This is a genomic window from Bacillus cereus group sp. BceL291 (genome assembly GCF_051776705.1).
Classification (GTDB): domain Bacteria; phylum Bacillota; class Bacilli; order Bacillales; family Bacillaceae_G; genus Bacillus_A; species Bacillus_A cereus.
This window is the reverse complement of sequence record NZ_JBPWAP010000050.1, coordinates 21,796-40,288: the sequence shown is the minus strand read 5'-3', so window position 1 is coordinate 40,288 and position 18,493 is coordinate 21,796. Positions and strand designations below refer to the sequence as shown.

Here is an 18,493-nt window from a genome sequence, read left to right as displayed (position 1 = left end):
ATACAGAAAGATTCCAAGAAAAACTTCACGGCCTTTCCCCGATAGAATATCGGGAAAAGGCCGTGGCATAATACTCTTTTTATTACTGTCTACTTGACAGGGAGATGACCATCCTTTTAGGAAATACGGTCTTTTTTTATACTTTGAAGCACTTCTTTTAAACTTTTCTCTCTCATACTTTCAATTCGAAGATGATGATTTTCAAATGGTAAATTCCGTGTCACATCATTAGGTACAACAACGCACGTTAATCCCGCTGCAACTGCTGCTCTCAATCCATTTAATGAATCTTCAAATACAACAGCTTCAGACGGCTTAATTCCTAATTCTTCTATTGCAACTCGATAAAGAGCTGGATCTGGTTTTACCTTCTCAACATCTTCTCTCGTTTTAATCACTTCAAAATATTCTCGAATCTGTAGCTCTTCTAAAAAATGAATAACCCATTCTCTAGACGAACTAGAAGCCAGTGCGATTTTCAATCCCATTTCTTTCGCTTCTTCTAAATATTCTTTTACCCCGTCACGAGCTTCTGGTATTCTCATTTTCTCTTTATGTAAAGTTGCCACTTTTTCTTTTAATGCATTTTTGTTAAACTTCTCTTTTAATTGATCATTTAAATATGTATAAAGTACCTCATCTGTTGTTCCAATACATTTCGCAAATTCCTCTAAAGGTAGTTCCCCGCCGTATTCACGAACAGCATCTCTGAAAGAGTGAAACCATATCGTTTCTGTGTCCACAATTAATCCATCAAAATCAAAAATAATTGCTTTCATAATTCTCCCATCCTTTTCGAATTGAAATAAAAAAGGAAACGCCATACGTTCCCCTTAATTACTTTTCTCTTCATTTGCTCTTTGAACACCACGAAGTGTTTCCACTCGGACTGCATCTTGTTCAAAGTATTCCACTAAATCACCAATGCGATCAATTGCTTCCCAACTTAAATGATGTTCAATTCCTTCTACATCATTGTAAATTTTACTTTCATCCACACCGATAATACGCATAAATTGCTCTAGCAAGTCATGACGATATACGAGACGTTCTCCGATTTTTTTACCTTTTGTTGTTAATACAAGCCCTCTATATTTTTCATAAATTAGATATTCATCTTTGTCTAATTTTTGCACCATTTTTGTTACAGAGGATGGATGTACACTAAGCGCTTCAGCAATATCAGATACGCGGGCGTAACCCTTTTCATCAATCAACAAATAAATTTGTTCAATATAATCTTCCATACTAGGGGTAGGCATCGGTTTCCTCCATCCAAGTTCATTTTGCTTATTCCGTACGAAGCAATCAATAAAATGATACACCAGAAAGAATAACGTGACAAGTTGAAAACGAGCCTAAATATATAAAACAAAAAAGAATCTGTATTTGCATACAGACCGCCCTTAAGTAAAATATTGTATTTCTGCATTAGGAAAAAACTCATTTATATAACCTCTTATCGTTTCTTCCAATACTGCTGCATCATCCTTTTTATATACATATTTTCCGATGGTTTTGGAAAACGATGCTGAATCAATTCAAACGTTAAATTTGGTATTGTCATATCTTTGTCGCTCAAATAGTTTACGGTTCCTTCTTCCCATTCTTCATGCATTTAAATTGGCGCAACTATAAAATCAAGTGGATATTCAAGTGCCTTTCGTTCAAAGTAAACGAGCTTTGGCATAAATGGTCTCATATGCTTTTCGCCCTCTCGTTAGTATGGGGGACATTAAAGTTTTCCCCCCCAGTAACTTGCGTTGCAAGTTACTGGGGGTTATAATTTGGATAACAGCTACCTTGCAACGCAAGTTACCTGAGTAAAAGGTGGTGAAATCATGCACAGCCAAATGTTAAAAGGTGTACTAGAAGGTTGCATCCTATACATCATTTCACAAGAAGAAGTGTACGGATATGAACTGAGCACAAAATTAAATAAACATGGCTTTACATTCGTAAGCGAAGGAAGCATCTATCCGTTATTATTACGTATGCAAAAAGAAAAATTGATCGAAGGCACATTAAAAGCTTCCTCACTCGGTCCGAAGCGAAAATATTATCACGTAACCGATAAAGGATTAGAACAGCTTGCAGAATTTAAACAAAGCTGGGGGATGGTTTCAACGACCGTAAACAATTTATTACAAGGAGAGTGATGGGGATGAAGGCGAAAGATTTAATCGAATTAAATAACCAAAAGCGTAAATTATTAACTACAGAAAATGAAATCGCCTATAGTGACATGTTAATATACATCCGCTTAGCTAAAGTGCCAGAATACCACGCAGAAGAACTGCTAATTGAAATTCTAGATCACCTTATTGAAGCCCAGCAAGAAGAAAAAAATGCTTATGATATTTTTGGAGACGACTTACAGGCGTACTGTGACGAGTTAATTGCCGCCCTACCGAAGCAAAGTTTATGGGAACAATTATCAATTCCTTTATTTATAACTTGTTACCTGCTAGCAATATACTTTGCTATTTCGTCCGTAATTGCATTTGTATTACCCTTATTTGCAGATAAAGCACGTTTTAAATTTGTACACATTGATTTCATTTATCTGCTTGTATTTACATTATCCGTACATCTTATGATACGTTTTGTCTTCGATTTTATTAACACTGATTTATTTAAAAATAAAACAACTATTTGGAGGCATATAGCAAGCTTTTTAATACGTCATAGCCTATGGATGCTATTAATCGGTATTTCCTTTTTATTTATAAAAAATCCCTATACTACATTACAAGTTTCACCTTGGACCGGTACTTTGCTTGCCATCTCTTGCTATGTACTATATAAACTTTTCTTCAAAAAAGAATACTTGGACTTTAAAAAGGAGTGACGAGGTCATGACTGAAAAAGAAATGGTTCAGTTAAACAATAAAAAAAGAAAGTTATTAACACCTGAAAACGAAGCTGCTTATGGTGATATGCTTATTTATTTACGCCTTACTAGCGTTCCACAAAAACAAATGGAAGAATTACTTTTAGAAATATTGGATCATCTTTTAGAAGCGCAAGAAGACGGTAAAACTGCGCATGATATTTTCGGAGAGGATTTAAAAGCTTACTGCGATGAATTAATTAACTCTTCGGAACATCAAAATTCTTTCCAACAAGCTGCCGTTATTGGGTTTGCAGTTAGTTTATTATTAGCTGTTCAAATTGGATACGATACATTCACTACTCTTATGCAAAAACTATTTTCAAATACAAACACTTCAGGAATTCCATTTAGTATTCCCGGAACAATATTATCTGCTATTGTTTTAACAATTGGTGCTTTCATAACTTTTTCTTTATTTAGACGTTTCTCTTTTACAATATTAGTTTCCTGGAAACAAAAAGCACTTCTCTTATTATCGGTATTTATACCTTTTGTCTTATCAGTTTTTGCAAACGTATTTTTCAAAACAAAACCATACTTATTTTATAACTTGTCTATTTTGCAAGGTGCTCTTATTACACTTTCTTTTTATATTTTGTACAAATTTTTATATAAAACATCTAAATTTTAACAGCCCTTCAAAAGGCTGTTTTTTCTTCTGTCTAATTTTACAAATTGAAAAATTTCATAAAGAAAATAAGAAAAATGCAAAATAATTAAAGTTAATTGTTGACGTGATGCTTTTATTATCGGTATCATAAATCTTCGTGAGCAATTATTTTTCGTTATACGATTTTTTTATTATTACTGAATTTTTGAGAGGAGAAATTAGATGTCAGTTAAGAAGAAAACGCAAGTACGCACCGGCAAAATGGTACGTGAACTAATGTTAGCAGACGAAGATGTAAATGCTTCGCTAATTATGGTATATAGTGAAAACGGTGTAAACGCAGAAATTAAAATCGAGGGCTTAACGCCGAAATGTAACGAAGAATTATTTTTGAGCGGAAACGTGGATTGGAACAAGAGTGTTATTTATAAAATTGTTGATTTCACTGGAAACGCTGAAGTTGGTAAAGTTACATTAACAGCGATGAACAAAAACAATGTTTCTCTAGAAATTGAACGCGTTATGTGGAGTAAAGAAAATAAAGAAGCTGCCGAGCAAGAAGAAACACAGGTAGAAGCAGCACCGAAAAAAGAAGTAGTTGTAGAAGCTCCAAAAGCAATTACGCCTGCTCCTAAGCCTGTTACGCGTGTGGAAACACCTGCTATGGCACCTAAGCCTACTCCGGTACCGACACCGAAGCCAGTAAGCGTAGAAGCAGCTGTAGAACTAGTTACTCCAGCGCCTGTAAAAAAAGCAGTCCCTACTCCAGTTACAAAGCAAGAGACAGCACCGGTTGCTCCTGCAAAACCGAAGCAGCCTGCTTTGACTGAAACAAATTCAAAACTACAAGAAAATTATGTTAAACTCGTGAAAAAGACAATTGAAGTTTGTCAAGATTACGAGCTTGGCATCGACATAGATGATTCTATTGAAAGCTTAAAAGAAGAACTACAAAGCCAAGGTATTAGCGTTACATTTGACAAAGAAATTATGGACGTTGTAAGTCGCCTTCGTTCTTTACAAGATAAAGGAATCAAAGTAGAAAAAGTACTTAATTTACTATAAAAAAATAAGAGGTGGCTATCGCCACCTCTTATTTTTTATAATTCCACTCATTACTTTCATACTTTTCTTTCGCTAACGTTTGAACTTCATGTAACTGTTCTTCTGTTAATTCATATGGAACAAGTTCTACATCCAATCCTTTTTCAAAGCCAACTTCAAACGCTTTAATTAACTGTTCTATCGTAAATGTACGGTCTGTTAATTCATTAATTGCTACTGCTTTAGAAGAGAACATACTCTTCATACGTTCCTTAACACGTTCATTTGGGAATAAAAATAGATCATATAGTTCATCTAAATCAATTTCTAATGGAATCGATCCATGCTGTAAAATAACACCTTTTTGACGTGTTTGAGCACTACCAGCAATTTTTCGTCCTTCCACTACAATTTCATACCAAGATGGTGCATCAAAACATACGCCTGAACGTGGATTTTTTAAATTTTCACGATCTGCTTCTGTTTTTGGAACTGCATAATATGCTTCTAACCCTAATGCCTTAAAACCATCTAATAAACCTTGCGAAATAACACGATACGCTTCTGTAACTGTTTTCGGCATATTCGGATGATCTTCAGACACAATAACACTATACGTTAACTCTTTGTCATGTAGTACACCCCTGCCGCCTGTTTGACGACGAACGAATCCATATTTCTTTTCGTTAACTACATCCATATTAATATCTTTTTCAACACGTTGAAAATACCCAACTGTTAATGTTGGTACTTCCCATTCATAAAAACGAATTGTTGGTGGCATTTTCTTTTCACTTTGCCAATTTAATAAACATTCATCTAACGCCATATTAAATGCCGGTGAACATTGACCAGAGTTAATATAACACCATTTTTCTTTTCCCATCCTGCACCTCATATAACCAATTATTTTTCACATTCTCTAGTCTACCAAATTCGACAAAATTTGTGAAAGAATACGAAATTTCTTCTTATATGCAAATGAATCTGTTGCATAAATACATAAGGGCATTATAATATTGAAAGTAGGATAAGAAAAAAGGGAGCGATAGAATCGTGTCAACAACTTGGATTATTTTATTAGCCGTAATCGTAGCATTTATCGGCTACACTGTATGGATGTACTTCTATCAGAAAAAATTAATTAAAACTCTTACAGAAGAAGAATTTCGCGCTGGCTACCGTAAAGCACAGCTTATCGATATTCGTGAAGCAGACGAATATAACGCAGGGCATATTTTAGGTGCACGTAACATTCCGTTATCACAAATTCGCCTTCGCCATAAAGAACTTCGTCAAGATCAACCTGTTTACTTATATTGCCAAAGCGGATTCCGTACAGGTCGTGCAGCGCAATACTTAAAAAAACAAGGCTACAAAGATTTCTACCAATTACAAGGTGGATTTAAATCTTGGACAGGCAAAATTAAAAAGAAATAATAACATACAAAAAACTAGCTGAATAAATCAGCTAGTTTTTTCATTTCATCTTATTCGCAATGTATAATAAATTCTGCTTGATTACCTTTTCATCGTTCTCTTCTACATTCCGATACAGCAGTTGATATTCAATTCCTTTCTCTTTCCATATAAGCGTAGCAAATTCGTCACCACGTTCATAATCATCTTTATTTTTAAAATAAGCAGACGTTCCATTATTCAGTTTCATTTGTTCTTGAAATCGCTTCTCTTCCACAAGATCCGGAAAACTATAAGGAAAGTTCGCGACATTTAACTCAATATACTCATTTCTACCTGACTCCTTCTGTTTATATTTAATCGTTAAGACAATGTTCTTTTTCCCAAGCGTTCTTACTTCCCCCTTCACATCACTTGTAATGTCGTACGGTAAAAACGTTGGAACTTTAAACTTCACCGGAAAATATTTTGGAAGTTCCTTTAGCGGAATAGGATCCGTAACACGATCCATAGCTCCTCCTGTTGTTCCCACAAAGTGTTTTTCTTCTTGCATCGTTTGCTGAAACGAACACGAACTAAGCATGAAACTAGAAAACACGAAACAAATGATTCTTTTTTTCAATTTGTTTCCGCCCTTTCATACCGCTCTCTTAACGAACGAAGCGTTGATATTCTCTTCATATTCGCTTTGTCACCAAACTCCACCTTTGAAAACTTTCCACGTTATTCTCACACATTTTGACAACACTTTTTGCAAACAAAAAAGACCCCTATCATTCTTACGCCCAAGTGAAAAGGTTACGCGAATAAAAAGAAGTCTTATTAATACCATAGTTTGTGAAAAGCTTTTCAGGTCAAGATTTTTTCTTTCTTATTATTTTCCCTTTATAATAAGGGAAAGAGGTGATACATATGGCCAATATAAAACAAATTGCTAAAACTGCTGGTGTATCGATATCAACTGTTTCTCGTGTCCTGAATAATCACCCTTACGTAAAAGAAGAAAAGCGTAAGCGTGTTCTAGATGCTGTTGAAGAATTAAACTACGCAAAAAATATAAATGCTGTCCATTTAATAAGAGGGAAAACATATACAATTGGCGTTATGCTTCCTTTCATTAACCTCCCCTACTTCAGTACGATTATTGAAGGAATCGGAAACGAAGCGTTAGCTGCCGGATATCACATTAATTTATGTCAAACGAATTACGATAGCATTGAAGAAATTCGTGTTCTTGAAATGATGAAAATGAAACAATTTGATGGGATGATTATTTGCTCCCGAACGAGCTCTTGGGAACAAATCGAACCTTTTGCAAAATTTGCCCCTATTATTTCATGTGAAAAAATGAAGCATCCCCTCATTTCATCCATCTACGTAGATCATTATGAAGGTTTCCGTCTCGGTACTGCCTATTTACTAAGTAGAGGCCATGAAAAAATCGGAATTTGTTTAGCAAGAAAAACAAGTGTAAATTCCATGGAGCGCGAAAAAGCGTTCGCCGATACACTTCGTAACGAAGGGAAAACGTTGCATCCTGAATGGATTTTCCACCAATGCTATACAATGCAGGACGGAGCACAAATACTCCATCATATTTTAAATATGAAAAATCGTCCAACTGCTATTTTCACAGCGAACGATCAAGTTGCAGCTGGTTTATTAACAGAGGCTCGAAAACATGGTATTCGAGTACCTGAAGACCTTGCTATCCTTGGATTTGATAATCATGAAATTTCAAAGGCATTAGAAATTTCCACAATTGAACATCCCGGTCTCGCAATGGGCTCACATGCTTTTTCTTTATTCCATAAGCAGATCCAAAGCGAGCAAATTGTCGGCAGTGCAAAAGAACTTTCATTCCATTTAATTGAGCGAGAGACTGTCTAAAAAGAGCGTTACCTATAACGCTCTTTTTCAACTCTTCACCTATTGACATTATATTTTTCATCTCATATAATGAACCTAACGAACGGTAGGTAGGGGATGAAAATGACAGCAAACCGCATTAAAGCTGTAGCACTTTCTCATTTCGCACGCTACGGCTATGAAGGAACTTCATTGGCAAATATTGCTCAAGAAGTTGGGATTAAAAAACCATCGATTTACGCACACTTTAAAGGAAAAGAAGAGCTATATTTCATATGCTTAGAATCTGCTCTTCAAAAAGATTTGCAGAGCTTCACAGGCGATATCGAAAGCTTTTCCAATTCGTCCACTGAAGAATTGCTTTTAAAATTATTAAAAGGGTATGCAAAACGATTTGGTGAAAGTGAAGAATCAATGTTTTGGTTACGAACTTCTTATTTTCCGCCTGATGCATTTCGCGAACAAATTATTAATAAAGCAAATGTACACATTGAAAACGTCGGAAAACTTTTATTCCCTGTATTTAAAAGAGCAAGCGAACAAGATGAGCTGCATAACATTGAAGTAAAAGACGCCTTAGAGGCTTTTCTATGCTTACTCGACGGTCTTATGGTTGAACTATTATACGCAGGTTTAAATCGTTTTGAGACACGTTTAGACGCTTCTTGGAAAGTATTTTGGCGCGGACTTTCAAACTGACGGATTGCCCTTTGCAATGCGTCGTTTTTAAGCCCTTTACCTAACGACTGGTAGGAAGGAGAAATGACATATGGCATGGATTTATGTAATCATCGCTGGTATTATTGAAATCTTTTGGGTGATTGGACTAAAAAAAGCAGAGGCACCACTTGAATGGGCTGGTGTTGCTCTATTAATTACAATTAGTTTCGTCTTATTATTTAGAGCTTATAAAGATTTACCTGTCGGCACTGTATACGCAGTCTTTACAGGAATCGGAGCTGGTGGAATCGTTCTTACAGAGATTTTCATCTTCGGAGAACCTTTCTCTATCGTAAAAGTTTTATTAATCGGTTTAATCTTCTTCGGAGTAATTGGTTTAAAACGAGTAACAGAAGAAAAAGAAGCGAAGGAGGCCGCATAAAATGGCTTGGGTATTTTTAATTCTAGCTGGTATTTGTGAAATTATTGGTGTACTCTTTATGAAAGTAGCCACTGAAAAGAAAGGCTGGGCACCAAAAGTTATTTTAATCGCTAACTTCGGCGTAAGCTTCTTCTTCTTATCTCTTGCGATGAACACATTACCGATGGGAACTGCTTACGCAATTTGGACTGGAATCGGAACTGCTGGAAGTGCACTTCTAGGCATTCTCATTTTCCGAGAATCAGCGGATTGGCGTCGTCTTGCTTTCTTAAGCTGCATTTTATGCGGCGCTGTTGGCTTAAAACTATTAAGCTAACGTGAGGTGAATGTCATGTGGAAAGAACAAGGAAAGAAAATATTAGCATGGATCACACTTTGTATCGTCATTCTATTACAAATAAGTTTTCATATAATAGAATCATTGTTTCATAAAGTATTATCCATTCTCACATTCCTTCCTAACATGACACTTGAAATTATATCGATTGTTTGGTCCATTATCGCCTCCATTGCAATCGTCATTATATGGAGTATCGCCAAACTATGGAATAAGTTATTTAAAAAGGACAGTACTTCTGAAAAAGAGTAACTGTCCTTTTTTATATTCATTCAGACTTTCTGTAGAAGTTAGATGTGATAAGACAAAACAGACCAATTATAACAATACTTATACCAATTCCTTTATGCAAATTAGGAAACGGTGATGGTATGTCTGAATAAAAATTTGATAACAAAAGACCTATTGACAAAAATAATACTCCTATTTCAAATAACAATTTTCGTTTCCCCATTATTCCCCCTCCAATTTTTTTCATACATTCCTTTCTTTTGGACATACTACCCAAAAAAAGGAGTGGATAATATGCAAAATTCTATACATAAGCAAATCCTATTTTTATTTTTCCTATTTCTTATTCTCATCATCGTTTTCAGCTTTATATTACATACTCCGAAAGATGTGCCAAATAGCGTTTCTTTTTATAAACTACTGCTCTCGTATTGTCGTTATTGAAGAAGGTGCCTTTTATAGGGCACCTTTTAAAATTCTCTCTTCTCATACAATTTCACTGAAACGAAGATAGATGCTATGAGCATACATATTGAACCAATGAATAACAAGGTATTATATAATTGAATTTGTTCCAAGTTGATTTGAAACAAAGTTTCTAAAATAACAATCGGCGCCATGAATATTACTATTGTAATAAGAATAGTTTTTTTATATCCTAACCAAAAAGATATTGGTAGAACAAAGCTTAAATACACTAAAATAAAGCTAATACTAGCAAGCAATGTCGTTTCAATAAATTCAAATAGGTTAATCCCATTCTTCATTCCCATCGTGAAACAGCTGACCGTTACACTTATAAAAAGAATAATAATTGCTACTATATATTTCGCATACACAATTTGTTTTCTCAATATTGGTAAACTATTTACTATAACTTCACTCTCATTTTTACTATCTGCTTCAAATGTTTTTACTGTTGCCCCAATTGTAATAATTACTGACATAATGATGAATAAATTTTCCGTATCTGTTAAGGCCATATAAAAGAAAACAGGATACAGTATGTACCAAATTAAAAATTTCCATTGAATGATGAAATCTTTTAAAATTAGTTGCTTGATCATGTATTACACCTCCTAATATGAAAATGTCCCTTCTATAACTCTGCCTCCTGAAACATTTTCATTGAGAGGAACAATGATACGAATATACTCACTAATACTCCGACACCAAGAACACCCATTGCTTGTGTAGCCTCTTGAGAGTGAAGTACTTTTAACATAATTGTTTTATCACCAAAAATATTGCACATAAGACCAATCATACCCATTAAAGGAAAAAGCATAATCAAATTCAAGACAGTAATAACTTTATATCCCCCAATGTAATTAGTCGGTATCGTTACTGCACAATAAATCAAAGTTGCTACTATTGCTGAAAATATTGCATATCCAGGCATAACTATATCTCTGTTCAATAAAATATTTCCTAATATTACGACTATAAAAGTTACACTCAAACCAGCCATAATAAATAATGTGCTTGAAATATATTTAGCTATAATTATCTCTTTTCTCGTTATAGGCAAACTCACTAATACTTTTTCTGCTTTACTTTTCTCGTCATAATAAAAAGAAATATATATAATCGTACTACATGTTATAAATACTCCTATTGCAATCCCCATTGGTTCGACGGAATTCTTAAAAATAGATAAAATAGGGATTAAAAAATAGAAAGGAAACATCTTCTTCTGTAAAAAAAACTCCTTCAAAATCAACTGTTGCATATGAATTCTCCTCTCTATAAATCACGCGTTTCATAAATTTTAATTGTAAGAAGCATAGAAACGATATAGACACTAGCTAGTGTGATTAATCCAACTATAAATATGCCAAAATGTAATGGATTCATAATCCAATCAATGAATGATGCCGTAGCACTTTCTCCGTCACCAATAAACATTCCAACAATAACACCTATTCCAGCGGCTCCACCTGTAAATATTCCACGTACTACTTTTGATTTTGTCCCATAATAACTCGGGAATAATGCTGTAATATAAACTAAAGAATATACAGCACCTCTGACTACTACATACCAAGGAATTTCAATATACAAATTGGGATGATAAGCTCCAATATCACCAATGACAGCGATACCTCTTATAAGAAAAACAACTAGCGTAGTAGAAATCATGCCACCTACAATAAATATTACACCCGAAATATATCTAGCAATAATGATATCCTTTCGTCCAACAGGTAAACTATTTATAATAACATCACTTTTATTTTTTTCATCCATCGCTATTAGTATCATAGAAGATGATATCGTTATGAGTAAGCAACTCATTGGAAATAACAATTCACCATCTGGATCTAATCCAAAGAAAACAAGAGGCATAATAAAATACACTAACCACATAACCCGAAAAAAGAACAAATCTTTATAGATTAGCTGACGCATAGACACCTCTCCCTTTCGCAGTGTAAACGATAATGTCATCTAATGTAGCCTTTTCTAGTACAACCTCATTTCCAAACCAATCGATAATTCCTTGTTTATCCTTCGCTAAACCTTCAAAACCAAACTTATTTTTTCGTAATCCAACAAATAGTTCTTTTCCTTCTCGGTCTAATAAATCATTACTTCCTTTTACGATTACGTAGTTCTCCATTAAGTCTTCTTTTTCACCAGTAAATATAATTTCTCCATCATTGATGAACGTAACATAATCTGCAATGCGCTCTAAATCTGTTGTAATGTGCGTTGAGAATAATACGGATACTTCATCTTCCATTACAATTTCTTGCAACATATCAAGTAATTCACTTCGAACAACTGGATCTAACCCTGCTGTCGGTTCGTCCATAATAATAAACTCTGCGTGGTGCGAAAGTGCGATTGCAATCGCAAATTTCATTTTCATTCCTTTTGATAATTCTTTAATTTTTTTATACTTTGGAACTTGTAATCTATGCATATACGATTGATACTGCTCTTCGTCCCACTTTTTATATAACGGTGCAATAATACGCTTCATTTGTTCACACGTTAAATCTTCGTAATAATGATTTTCATCATATACAAAGCCGATATTTTGTTTTATTTCCTTTTCAGCTTTCTTATTGTCCTTGCCAAAAATTTTTATATCTCCGTTATCTTTTTTAATTAAATTCATAATCATTTTGATCGTCGTACTTTTCCCGGCCCCATTCGGTCCGACAAACCCCATAATATATCCGCGTGGTAACGTAAAACTTATATTTTTCACTGCGAAACCTTCATAACTTTTACAAACGTTTTTTAACTCTAACATCTCTCTCATTCCCCCTTATATAAAAACGCAATCATCTGCTGTAATTCTTCAAGTGAAAGCTGCAACGCTTTACTTTCATTCACAATCTCTTCCGCTTTACTTTCCAATAGGCGAAGCCTTTGTTCTTTTAATAGTTCATTATTTTTACGTGAAACATAAGTCCCCTTCCCAGCAACAGTTTCTATATATCCTTCTTTTTCAAGCTCCTCGTATGCACGCTTCGTTGTAATGACACTAATTTGTAATTCCTTCGCTAAGCTACGAATAGACGGTAATTGATCTCCACCCTTTAAACCGCCATTTAAAATAAGCTGGCTTAATTGTTTTCTTATTTGCACATAAATAGGGTCTTGGGAAGAATTCGAAATAATAATATTCATGTTTTCCTCCAGTTTGTGTATATACTGTGTATACCTTATATATACAGTATATACACACCATCCTATTTTTGGCAAGAAAAAAAGACCAACATTTTCCTGTTGGTCTTTCGTATATGTATCACTTTTCAAAGCGATCTAACATCTCGTCTCTCATTCCGAAACTTACTACTGCAATTCCTATATACATAAACAGAAGGAATGCCGGATGAACTGTGTTGTACCAGCTGCTGTCAACGATTAAGTAAATCGTTAATGCCACAACAAGAACAAACGCTAAGATAAACATATAAAAGTGTCTTGTACTACCCATGATAAACTCCTCTCTTCTCACTTCACCATTCAACAGTTTATTTTATCGAATAATTCGATATGACTCAAGGTTAACTTTCTGTTATGTAATCAAGTTCCACCTTTACAATGTCCTCACATGCTATTGAAATGATTGTTCCTTGTTTATCAATCGCCGTCACTTCTCTATTATCCATTACACGATTTGCTACTCTTTCTAACACTTTTCCTTGGTCTCGATAGCAAAATTCTTTTACATCTTTAATTGTTTCTCCATTTTCTAAATGGTATACCATTCTATAACATCGATATCCCACACTTTCACCCCCGTCTTGTTCGTTTTTTCACATATACATAAAAATGAGTAATCTTTGCCTCATCACATCTTCTTAATTTCAATAAAATTCTAACAAAAATAAATACTTTTATCAAACCGACTTTTTCAACAAAACTACCTATAAAACTACACCTTTACACCATTAGGAAACAAAAAACATATTTTTTTAACATTTTCTTCACTATTTCTGCATAAAGTGAAACTTTAATCAGTGGGGATTTTTGTTCATCCCCACTGATTATTAGTTGAACCAATCGGGCATTTACGGACAGTTTATCTCCCACCTGTCTTCTTTGCAGCAGCTAAGTTTTAAGTTGAGAGTTTACTGTCCGTTAATGCGGGACAAATTATCCATACAAAAAAAGAACCCGCCTCAGCGAGTTCTTCTTTTGTTATTTTAATCAAACTTGTACAGGAGCTGGCTTCGCATAACGTAAAACTGGTTTACGTGCAGCCATCGTTTCGTCTAAACGTTTAATGACTGTCGTATGCGGTGCTTCTTGTACAACTTCTGGATTTTCTTCTACTTCTTTAGCGATTTGAATCATCTTATCAATGAAACCATCTAATGTTTCTTTTGATTCTGTTTCTGTCGGCTCAATCATAATACATTCTTCCACATTTAATGGGAAGTAAATTGTTGGTGGATGATAACCGAAATCAAGCAGACGTTTTGCAATATCTAATGTACGTACACCAAGTTTCTTTTGACGACGACCTGATAATACAAATTCATGTTTACAATGTCTATCGAATGGAAGATCGTAGAATGGCGCTAATCTTCTCATCATATAGTTCGCATTTAATACCGCATACTCAGTTACTGCACGCAATCCATCTGGACCCATAGAGCGAATATACGTGTATGCACGAACGTTAATTCCGAAGTTACCATAGAATGGTTTCACACGACCAATTGCTTCTGGACGGTCGTAGTTGAAGTGATAACCATTTTCCGTTTTCTCTAAAATCGGTTTTGGTAAGTACGGAATTAAATCAGCTTTCACACCTACTGGACCAGAACCTGGGCCACCACCGCCGTGAGGACCTGTAAATGTTTTATGAAGGTTTAAATGCACAACGTCAAATCCCATATCTCCTGGGCGTGCTTGGCTTAATACCGCATTTAAGTTTGCACCATCATAGTATAATTTACCGCCTGCATTATGGACGATTTCTGCCATTTCTAAAATATTTTCTTCGAATAGACCTAATGTATTAGGATTTGTTAACATAAGTGCTGCTGTTTCTTCGTTTACAACACGTTTTAAGTCTTCTAAGTCAACAAGGCCATTTTCATTTGATTTTACTGTAATTGTTTCAAAACCAGCTACAGTTGCAGATGCTGGGTTCGTTCCGTGAGCAGAGTCAGGCACAATTACTTTCGTACGGTTAAAGTCACCATTCGCTTCATGGTATGCACGAATTAACATTAAACCTGTCCATTCTCCGTGTGCACCAGCTGCTGGTTGTAAAGTAACAGTATCCATACCTGTAATTTCAATTAAATGCTCTTGTAAGTCGTACATTAATTCCATTGCACCTTGTACTGTCTTTTCATCTTGCAACGGATGAATATTTGCAAATCCTGCGAAACGAGCTACACTCTCATTAATTTTCGGATTATATTTCATCGTACAAGATCCAAGTGGATAGAATCCAGAATCCACACCGTGGTTACGGTTTGAAAGTGCTGTATAGTGGCGCATAATATCAAGTTCAGATACTTCTGGTAGCTCTGCATCTTCTACTCGAATATAATCGCTCTCAAACACATCTTCTAGTTTCACTTCTTCTACATCTAATTTGGGTAAGCTATATCCTATGCGTCCTTCTTTACTCACTTCAAAGATAAGTGCTTGGTCTTGGTTCTTCATTGGATAGCCCCCATTTCGTTTACAAGTGTGTCAATTTCCTCTTTTGTACGAAGCTCAGTTACTGCTACAAGCATATGGTTTTCATGCTCTTTATAATCACGGCCTAGATCGTAACCGCCGATAATATTCTTTTGTAATAATGCATCGTTTACTTCTTTCACTGGACGCTTGCAATCTACAACAAACTCATTGAAGAATGGTCCAGCAAATGTTACAGTGAAGCCTTTCGCTTCAAATTGACGTTTTGCATATTGTGCTTTAGAAATGTTTTGACGTGCCATTTCTTTCACACCTTGTTTGCCAAGTGCCGTCATTGCAACAGAAGCTGCTAATGCATTTAACGCTTGGTTTGAACAAATGTTAGATGTCGCTTTATCACGACGAATATGCTGTTCACGTGCTTGTAACGTTAATACAAATCCACGTTTACCATCTGAGTCTACAGTTTGTCCAACAAGACGTCCTGGAATTTTACGCATAAATGCTTTCGTTGTTGCAAAGTAACCACAGTGCGGTCCACCAAACTGCGTTGGAATACCGAATGGTTGTGCATCACCGATTACAATATCAGCACCAAATTTCCCTGGTGGTGTTAATGCGCCTAATGATAATGGATTTGAAGAAACGATAAATAATGATTTTTGTTGATGAACGATTTTTTCAATATCAGCTAATTTTTCAACTTGTCCGAAGAAGTTTGGATATTGAACGATTACACAAGCAACTGTATCATCTACTTCACTTTGTAATACGTCTAAATCTGTTACACCATCTTTATGATTAATTTCAACAACTTCAAGATTTTGTCCTTTTGCATACGTTTCAAGTACTGCTCTTGATTCTGGATGAACCGCGCTAGATACAAGAATTTTCTTTTTGCGAGTATGACCAGCTGCTAACATTGCCGCTTCAGCTAAAGCTGTACCCCCGTCATACATAGAAGAGTTTGCTACATCCATTCCTGTTAATTCACAAATCATTGTTTGGAATTCAAAGATTGCTTGTAATTCCCCTTGTGAAATTTCCGGTTGGTATGGTGTGTAAGCTGTATAAAATTCTGAGCGAGAAATAACATGATCTACAATTACTGGAGCATAATGATCGTATACGCCTGCTCCTAAGAAAGAAGCGTATTCTTTTAAGTTAGCATTTTTACTAGCCATTTGAGATAGCTCTTTTAAAAGCTCTGGCTCTGATTTTGCTTCTTTAATTTTTAAATCCCCTTTAAAACGAACACTCTCTGGAATATCAGAGAATAATTCATCGATCGTTTGAACGCCGATCGTTTGTAACATTTCTTTTTTGTCTTCTTCTGTCATTGGAAGATAACGATGCAACATGAAATCTACCCCTCTCCCCGTTACTTTGAACGTTTGTAAAATGGTGTTGGAACAACTACTGCTTTGACGCGTTTATTACGAATTTCAATTTCTACTTCTGTATCAACTGCTGCGTATTTTACATCAATTAGTGCTAAACCAATGCTTTTCTTTAACGTTGGAGATTGTGTACCACTCGTTACTTCCCCAATTTTTTCTTCACCAATAAATACAGGGTAATGCGTACGAGGAATTCCACGTTCGATTACTTCGATGCCGACTAATTTACGAGGCGCACCGTTTTCTTTTTGCTCTTTTAACGTTGCTTTTCCAAAGAAGTCTGCTTCTTTATTTGTTTTTACCGCAAAGCCAATTCCAGCCTCAATCGGTGTAATATCTTTTGATAATTCTTGTCCATAAAGTGGTAATGTTGCTTCGAATCGAAGTGTATCACGAGCACCTAAACCACATGCTTTTAAGCCCTCTTCTGCTCCAACTTCAAGAAGTTTCTCCCAAAGTTTTGCAGCATCTTCACTCTTACAGTAAATTTCGAATCCATCTTCACCTGTGTAACCTGTACGAGATACAAGTGCTGGAATTCCATCTACAAGAATATCGTTTTTAAATTTAAAGAACTTAATTTCTTTCAAATCTTCTGACACAACTTTTTGTAAAATGCCTTCTGCTTTTGGTCCTTGAATTGCAAGCTGTGCAACTTCACTAGAAACATTGACTACTGTCGCATCGCCAATTACATGACTTGCTAACCATTCGTAATCTTTCTCGATATTTGATGCATTGATTACTAATAAATAGTCTTCTTCACCACGTTTGTAGATTAATAAATCATCTACTGTACCACCATTTTCGTAGCACATAGCTGTATATTGTGCGCCCCCTACCTTTAAGGTAGATACGTCATTTGTAACAACACGTTGTAAAAATGCTAAACTATCTACACCTTTTACTTCAACTTCTCCCATATGAGACACATCGAACAAACCTGCAGCTGTACGTACAGCTTCGTGTTCTTCTTTAATGCTTGAAAATTGAACTGGTAATTCCCAACCACCGAAGTCGATTGTTTTTCCACCATACTTCGCGTATACATCAAATAACGGTGTACGTTGTAATGTAATCATGCTCTCTCCCCCTTATGCTTTGACAAATCAATAAAAGTTGCTTCCCTTTTCTAAACATTTTCATTCTGAAAAGATAGGATATACGGAATCTCATTATATTTTTTTATGAAAGCGTAAATAAAAAATCACTTTCTTGGATAAAATACGAAAGATTCCACACATTTCACACCATTATCCTAACATCATTCGCTATATTTCATCAATATTCTAGCATAAAAAATAATTTAGAATTTTTTATGTTAAAACACAATAAATACAGCTTTTGAGATTTAATACTTTATTATTGTCTATCATATAGCCTTTAATAACGATAATTATGCCTTCTTTTAAGGCAAATCATCATACATTAAAAAATAATTACTTTAGTTTATAAAAGG

General features: G+C 35.1%; 26 protein-coding genes and 1 pseudogene. 11 read left to right on the top strand and 16 right to left on the bottom strand.

The window, feature by feature from the left end:
- A partial coding sequence (locus tag ACS2CR_RS24800; RefSeq protein WP_325782447.1) for an IS3 family transposase occupies positions 1 to 71 on the top strand: 71 nt, incomplete at its 5' end.
- Between the two features lie 45 nt (positions 72 to 116).
- Here the strand turns inward: ACS2CR_RS24800 and ACS2CR_RS24795 are convergent.
- The 3 genes and pseudogenes from ACS2CR_RS24795 to ACS2CR_RS24785 all read right to left on the bottom strand — a co-directional run.
- Positions 117 to 779 (bottom strand): HAD family hydrolase, encoded by a 663-nt coding sequence (locus ACS2CR_RS24795; protein WP_021727699.1) that lies wholly within the window; start codon positions 777 to 779, stop codon positions 117 to 119.
- A gap of 54 nt (positions 780 to 833) precedes the next feature.
- Positions 834 to 1,262, bottom strand: coding sequence for a transcriptional regulator MntR (mntR, locus tag ACS2CR_RS24790; RefSeq protein WP_001143083.1), 429 nt, complete (start codon positions 1,260 to 1,262; stop codon positions 834 to 836).
- A 144-nt stretch (positions 1,263 to 1,406) separates the two neighbouring features.
- Positions 1,407 to 1,651: pseudogene (locus ACS2CR_RS24785) on the bottom strand (spore photoproduct lyase family protein); the annotation flags it as partial.
- Between the two features lie 190 nt (positions 1,652 to 1,841).
- Here ACS2CR_RS24785 and ACS2CR_RS24780 point away from each other — a divergent pair.
- From ACS2CR_RS24780 to ACS2CR_RS24765, 4 genes are all read left to right on the top strand, one after another.
- Positions 1,842 to 2,159: a PadR family transcriptional regulator gene (locus tag ACS2CR_RS24780; protein ID WP_153602553.1), complete on the top strand. Its 318-nt coding sequence runs from the start codon at positions 1,842 to 1,844 to the stop codon at positions 2,157 to 2,159.
- A gap of 5 nt (positions 2,160 to 2,164) precedes the next feature.
- On the top strand, positions 2,165 to 2,851 hold the full coding sequence (locus ACS2CR_RS24775) for a DUF1129 family protein (RefSeq protein ID WP_153602552.1): 687 nt from the start codon (positions 2,165 to 2,167) through the stop codon (positions 2,849 to 2,851).
- A gap of 7 nt (positions 2,852 to 2,858) precedes the next feature.
- On the top strand, positions 2,859 to 3,527 hold the full coding sequence (locus ACS2CR_RS24770; RefSeq protein ID WP_000136527.1) for a DUF1048 domain-containing protein: 669 nt from the start codon (positions 2,859 to 2,861) through the stop codon (positions 3,525 to 3,527).
- A 201-nt stretch (positions 3,528 to 3,728) separates the two neighbouring features.
- Positions 3,729 to 4,571, top strand: coding sequence for a hypothetical protein (locus ACS2CR_RS24765; RefSeq protein WP_000111900.1), 843 nt, complete (start codon positions 3,729 to 3,731; stop codon positions 4,569 to 4,571).
- A gap of 28 nt (positions 4,572 to 4,599) precedes the next feature.
- On the opposite strand, the gene ACS2CR_RS24760 is transcribed toward ACS2CR_RS24765, so the two are convergent.
- Positions 4,600 to 5,436, bottom strand: a complete 837-nt coding sequence (locus ACS2CR_RS24760) for a lipoate--protein ligase family protein (RefSeq protein WP_000514081.1) — start codon at positions 5,434 to 5,436, stop codon at positions 4,600 to 4,602.
- Between the two features lie 170 nt (positions 5,437 to 5,606).
- On the opposite strand from ACS2CR_RS24760, the gene ACS2CR_RS24755 reads away from it, so the two are divergent.
- Positions 5,607 to 5,990: a rhodanese-like domain-containing protein gene (locus tag ACS2CR_RS24755; RefSeq protein ID WP_000108653.1), complete on the top strand. Its 384-nt coding sequence runs from the start codon at positions 5,607 to 5,609 to the stop codon at positions 5,988 to 5,990.
- Between the two features lie 40 nt (positions 5,991 to 6,030).
- Here the strand turns inward: ACS2CR_RS24755 and ACS2CR_RS24750 are convergent, their stop codons facing one another.
- Positions 6,031 to 6,567, bottom strand: a complete 537-nt coding sequence (locus ACS2CR_RS24750; RefSeq protein ID WP_031303141.1) for a hypothetical protein — start codon at positions 6,565 to 6,567, stop codon at positions 6,031 to 6,033.
- Positions 6,568 to 6,881: 314 nt separating this feature from the next.
- Here ACS2CR_RS24750 and ACS2CR_RS24745 point away from each other — a divergent pair, with 314 nt between their 5' ends.
- From ACS2CR_RS24745 to ACS2CR_RS24725, 5 genes are all read left to right on the top strand, one after another.
- A complete protein-coding gene (locus ACS2CR_RS24745) occupies positions 6,882 to 7,859 on the top strand; it encodes a LacI family DNA-binding transcriptional regulator (protein ID WP_001273979.1) in 978 nt (325 codons plus the stop codon).
- A 96-nt stretch (positions 7,860 to 7,955) separates the two neighbouring features.
- On the top strand, positions 7,956 to 8,537 hold the full coding sequence (locus ACS2CR_RS24740; protein WP_002005730.1) for a TetR/AcrR family transcriptional regulator: 582 nt from the start codon (positions 7,956 to 7,958) through the stop codon (positions 8,535 to 8,537).
- Between the two features lie 70 nt (positions 8,538 to 8,607).
- Complete coding sequence (locus ACS2CR_RS24735) at positions 8,608 to 8,940, top strand: DMT family transporter (RefSeq protein ID WP_000312339.1); 333 nt, start codon at positions 8,608 to 8,610, stop codon at positions 8,938 to 8,940.
- A 1-nt stretch (position 8,941) separates the two neighbouring features.
- Positions 8,942 to 9,256, top strand: a complete 315-nt coding sequence (locus ACS2CR_RS24730) for a DMT family transporter (protein ID WP_000312623.1) — start codon at positions 8,942 to 8,944, stop codon at positions 9,254 to 9,256.
- 15 nt (positions 9,257 to 9,271) lie between these two features.
- Complete coding sequence (locus ACS2CR_RS24725) at positions 9,272 to 9,529, top strand: DUF3975 family protein (RefSeq protein ID WP_000265427.1); 258 nt, start codon at positions 9,272 to 9,274, stop codon at positions 9,527 to 9,529.
- Positions 9,530 to 9,545: 16 nt separating this feature from the next.
- On the opposite strand, the gene ACS2CR_RS24720 is transcribed toward ACS2CR_RS24725, so the two are convergent.
- The 11 genes from ACS2CR_RS24720 to gcvT all read right to left on the bottom strand — a co-directional run bounded on the left by ACS2CR_RS24720 (position 9,546) and on the right by gcvT (position 18,116).
- Positions 9,546 to 9,731, bottom strand: a complete 186-nt coding sequence (locus ACS2CR_RS24720; RefSeq protein ID WP_000518066.1) for a hypothetical protein — start codon at positions 9,729 to 9,731, stop codon at positions 9,546 to 9,548.
- Between the two features lie 247 nt (positions 9,732 to 9,978).
- Complete coding sequence (locus tag ACS2CR_RS24715; protein WP_000595346.1) at positions 9,979 to 10,575, bottom strand: ABC-2 transporter permease; 597 nt, start codon at positions 10,573 to 10,575, stop codon at positions 9,979 to 9,981.
- A 32-nt stretch (positions 10,576 to 10,607) separates the two neighbouring features.
- On the bottom strand, positions 10,608 to 11,240 hold the full coding sequence (locus tag ACS2CR_RS24710; RefSeq protein ID WP_001186565.1) for an ABC-2 transporter permease: 633 nt from the start codon (positions 11,238 to 11,240) through the stop codon (positions 10,608 to 10,610).
- Positions 11,241 to 11,254: 14 nt separating this feature from the next.
- Positions 11,255 to 11,920 carry an ABC-2 transporter permease gene (locus tag ACS2CR_RS24705; protein WP_001249425.1) on the bottom strand — a complete coding sequence of 222 codons (666 nt, stop codon included), beginning with the start codon at positions 11,918 to 11,920 and terminating at the stop codon, positions 11,255 to 11,257.
- Positions 11,901 to 12,773: an ABC transporter ATP-binding protein gene (locus tag ACS2CR_RS24700; protein WP_000891304.1), complete on the bottom strand. Its 873-nt coding sequence runs from the start codon at positions 12,771 to 12,773 to the stop codon at positions 11,901 to 11,903. Before ACS2CR_RS24700 ends, ACS2CR_RS24705 begins: the two co-directional genes overlap by 20 nt.
- A 5-nt stretch (positions 12,774 to 12,778) precedes the next feature.
- The gene (locus ACS2CR_RS24695; protein ID WP_001021353.1) at positions 12,779 to 13,153 is read right to left on the bottom strand and encodes a GntR family transcriptional regulator; all 375 of its coding nucleotides are present in this window, start codon (positions 13,151 to 13,153) and stop codon (positions 12,779 to 12,781) included.
- A gap of 118 nt (positions 13,154 to 13,271) precedes the next feature.
- Positions 13,272 to 13,463, bottom strand: coding sequence for a hypothetical protein (locus ACS2CR_RS24690; protein WP_000535933.1), 192 nt, complete (start codon positions 13,461 to 13,463; stop codon positions 13,272 to 13,274).
- Positions 13,464 to 13,533: 70 nt separating this feature from the next.
- Positions 13,534 to 13,737 carry a DUF3929 family protein gene (locus ACS2CR_RS24685; RefSeq protein WP_000262496.1) on the bottom strand — a complete coding sequence of 68 codons (204 nt, stop codon included), beginning with the start codon at positions 13,735 to 13,737 and terminating at the stop codon, positions 13,534 to 13,536.
- Positions 13,738 to 14,179: 442 nt separating this feature from the next.
- Positions 14,180 to 15,655: an aminomethyl-transferring glycine dehydrogenase subunit 2 gene (gcvPB, locus tag ACS2CR_RS24680; RefSeq protein ID WP_000795702.1), complete on the bottom strand. Its 1,476-nt coding sequence runs from the start codon at positions 15,653 to 15,655 to the stop codon at positions 14,180 to 14,182.
- The gene (gene gcvPA / locus ACS2CR_RS24675; RefSeq protein ID WP_000903240.1) at positions 15,652 to 16,995 is read right to left on the bottom strand and encodes an aminomethyl-transferring glycine dehydrogenase subunit 1; all 1,344 of its coding nucleotides are present in this window, start codon (positions 16,993 to 16,995) and stop codon (positions 15,652 to 15,654) included. Before gcvPA ends, gcvPB begins: the two co-directional genes overlap by 4 nt.
- Before the next feature lie 20 nt (positions 16,996 to 17,015).
- A complete protein-coding gene (gene gcvT, locus ACS2CR_RS24670) occupies positions 17,016 to 18,116 on the bottom strand; it encodes a glycine cleavage system aminomethyltransferase GcvT (protein ID WP_000631769.1) in 1,101 nt (366 codons plus the stop codon).
- Between the last annotated feature and the right edge of the window lie 377 nt (positions 18,117 to 18,493).

Coding starts and splice junctions, on each gene's coding strand:
- ACS2CR_RS24685 (WP_000262496.1), bottom strand. CDS start 13,737: ATGGTATACCATTTAGAAAATGGAGAAACAATTAAAGATGTAAAAGAA.
- ACS2CR_RS24710 (WP_001186565.1), bottom strand. CDS start 11,240: ATGCAACAGTTGATTTTGAAGGAGTTTTTTTTACAGAAGAAGATGTTT.
- ACS2CR_RS24780 (WP_153602553.1), top strand. CDS start 1,842: ATGCACAGCCAAATGTTAAAAGGTGTACTAGAAGGTTGCATCCTATAC.
- ACS2CR_RS24725 (WP_000265427.1), top strand. CDS start 9,272: ATGTGGAAAGAACAAGGAAAGAAAATATTAGCATGGATCACACTTTGT.
- mntR (WP_001143083.1), bottom strand. CDS start 1,262: ATGCCTACCCCTAGTATGGAAGATTATATTGAACAAATTTATTTGTTG.
- ACS2CR_RS24705 (WP_001249425.1), bottom strand. CDS start 11,920: ATGCGTCAGCTAATCTATAAAGATTTGTTCTTTTTTCGGGTTATGTGG.
- ACS2CR_RS24760 (WP_000514081.1), bottom strand. CDS start 5,436: ATGGGAAAAGAAAAATGGTGTTATATTAACTCTGGTCAATGTTCACCG.
- ACS2CR_RS24765 (WP_000111900.1), top strand. CDS start 3,729: ATGTCAGTTAAGAAGAAAACGCAAGTACGCACCGGCAAAATGGTACGT.
- ACS2CR_RS24730 (WP_000312623.1), top strand. CDS start 8,942: ATGGCTTGGGTATTTTTAATTCTAGCTGGTATTTGTGAAATTATTGGT.
- ACS2CR_RS24795 (WP_021727699.1), bottom strand. CDS start 779: ATGAAAGCAATTATTTTTGATTTTGATGGATTAATTGTGGACACAGAA.
- ACS2CR_RS24720 (WP_000518066.1), bottom strand. CDS start 9,731: ATGGGGAAACGAAAATTGTTATTTGAAATAGGAGTATTATTTTTGTCA.
- ACS2CR_RS24735 (WP_000312339.1), top strand. CDS start 8,608: ATGGCATGGATTTATGTAATCATCGCTGGTATTATTGAAATCTTTTGG.
- ACS2CR_RS24695 (WP_001021353.1), bottom strand. CDS start 13,153: ATGAATATTATTATTTCGAATTCTTCCCAAGACCCTATTTATGTGCAA.
- ACS2CR_RS24745 (WP_001273979.1), top strand. CDS start 6,882: ATGGCCAATATAAAACAAATTGCTAAAACTGCTGGTGTATCGATATCA.
- ACS2CR_RS24690 (WP_000535933.1), bottom strand. CDS start 13,463: ATGGGTAGTACAAGACACTTTTATATGTTTATCTTAGCGTTTGTTCTT.
- ACS2CR_RS24740 (WP_002005730.1), top strand. CDS start 7,956: ATGAAAATGACAGCAAACCGCATTAAAGCTGTAGCACTTTCTCATTTC.
- gcvT (WP_000631769.1), bottom strand. CDS start 18,116: ATGATTACATTACAACGTACACCGTTATTTGATGTATACGCGAAGTAT.
- ACS2CR_RS24770 (WP_000136527.1), top strand. CDS start 2,859: ATGACTGAAAAAGAAATGGTTCAGTTAAACAATAAAAAAAGAAAGTTA.
- ACS2CR_RS24700 (WP_000891304.1), bottom strand. CDS start 12,773: ATGTTAGAGTTAAAAAACGTTTGTAAAAGTTATGAAGGTTTCGCAGTG.
- ACS2CR_RS24715 (WP_000595346.1), bottom strand. CDS start 10,575: ATGATCAAGCAACTAATTTTAAAAGATTTCATCATTCAATGGAAATTT.
- gcvPA (WP_000903240.1), bottom strand. CDS start 16,995: ATGTTGCATCGTTATCTTCCAATGACAGAAGAAGACAAAAAAGAAATG.
- gcvPB (WP_000795702.1), bottom strand. CDS start 15,655: ATGAAGAACCAAGACCAAGCACTTATCTTTGAAGTGAGTAAAGAAGGA.
- ACS2CR_RS24775 (WP_153602552.1), top strand. CDS start 2,165: ATGAAGGCGAAAGATTTAATCGAATTAAATAACCAAAAGCGTAAATTA.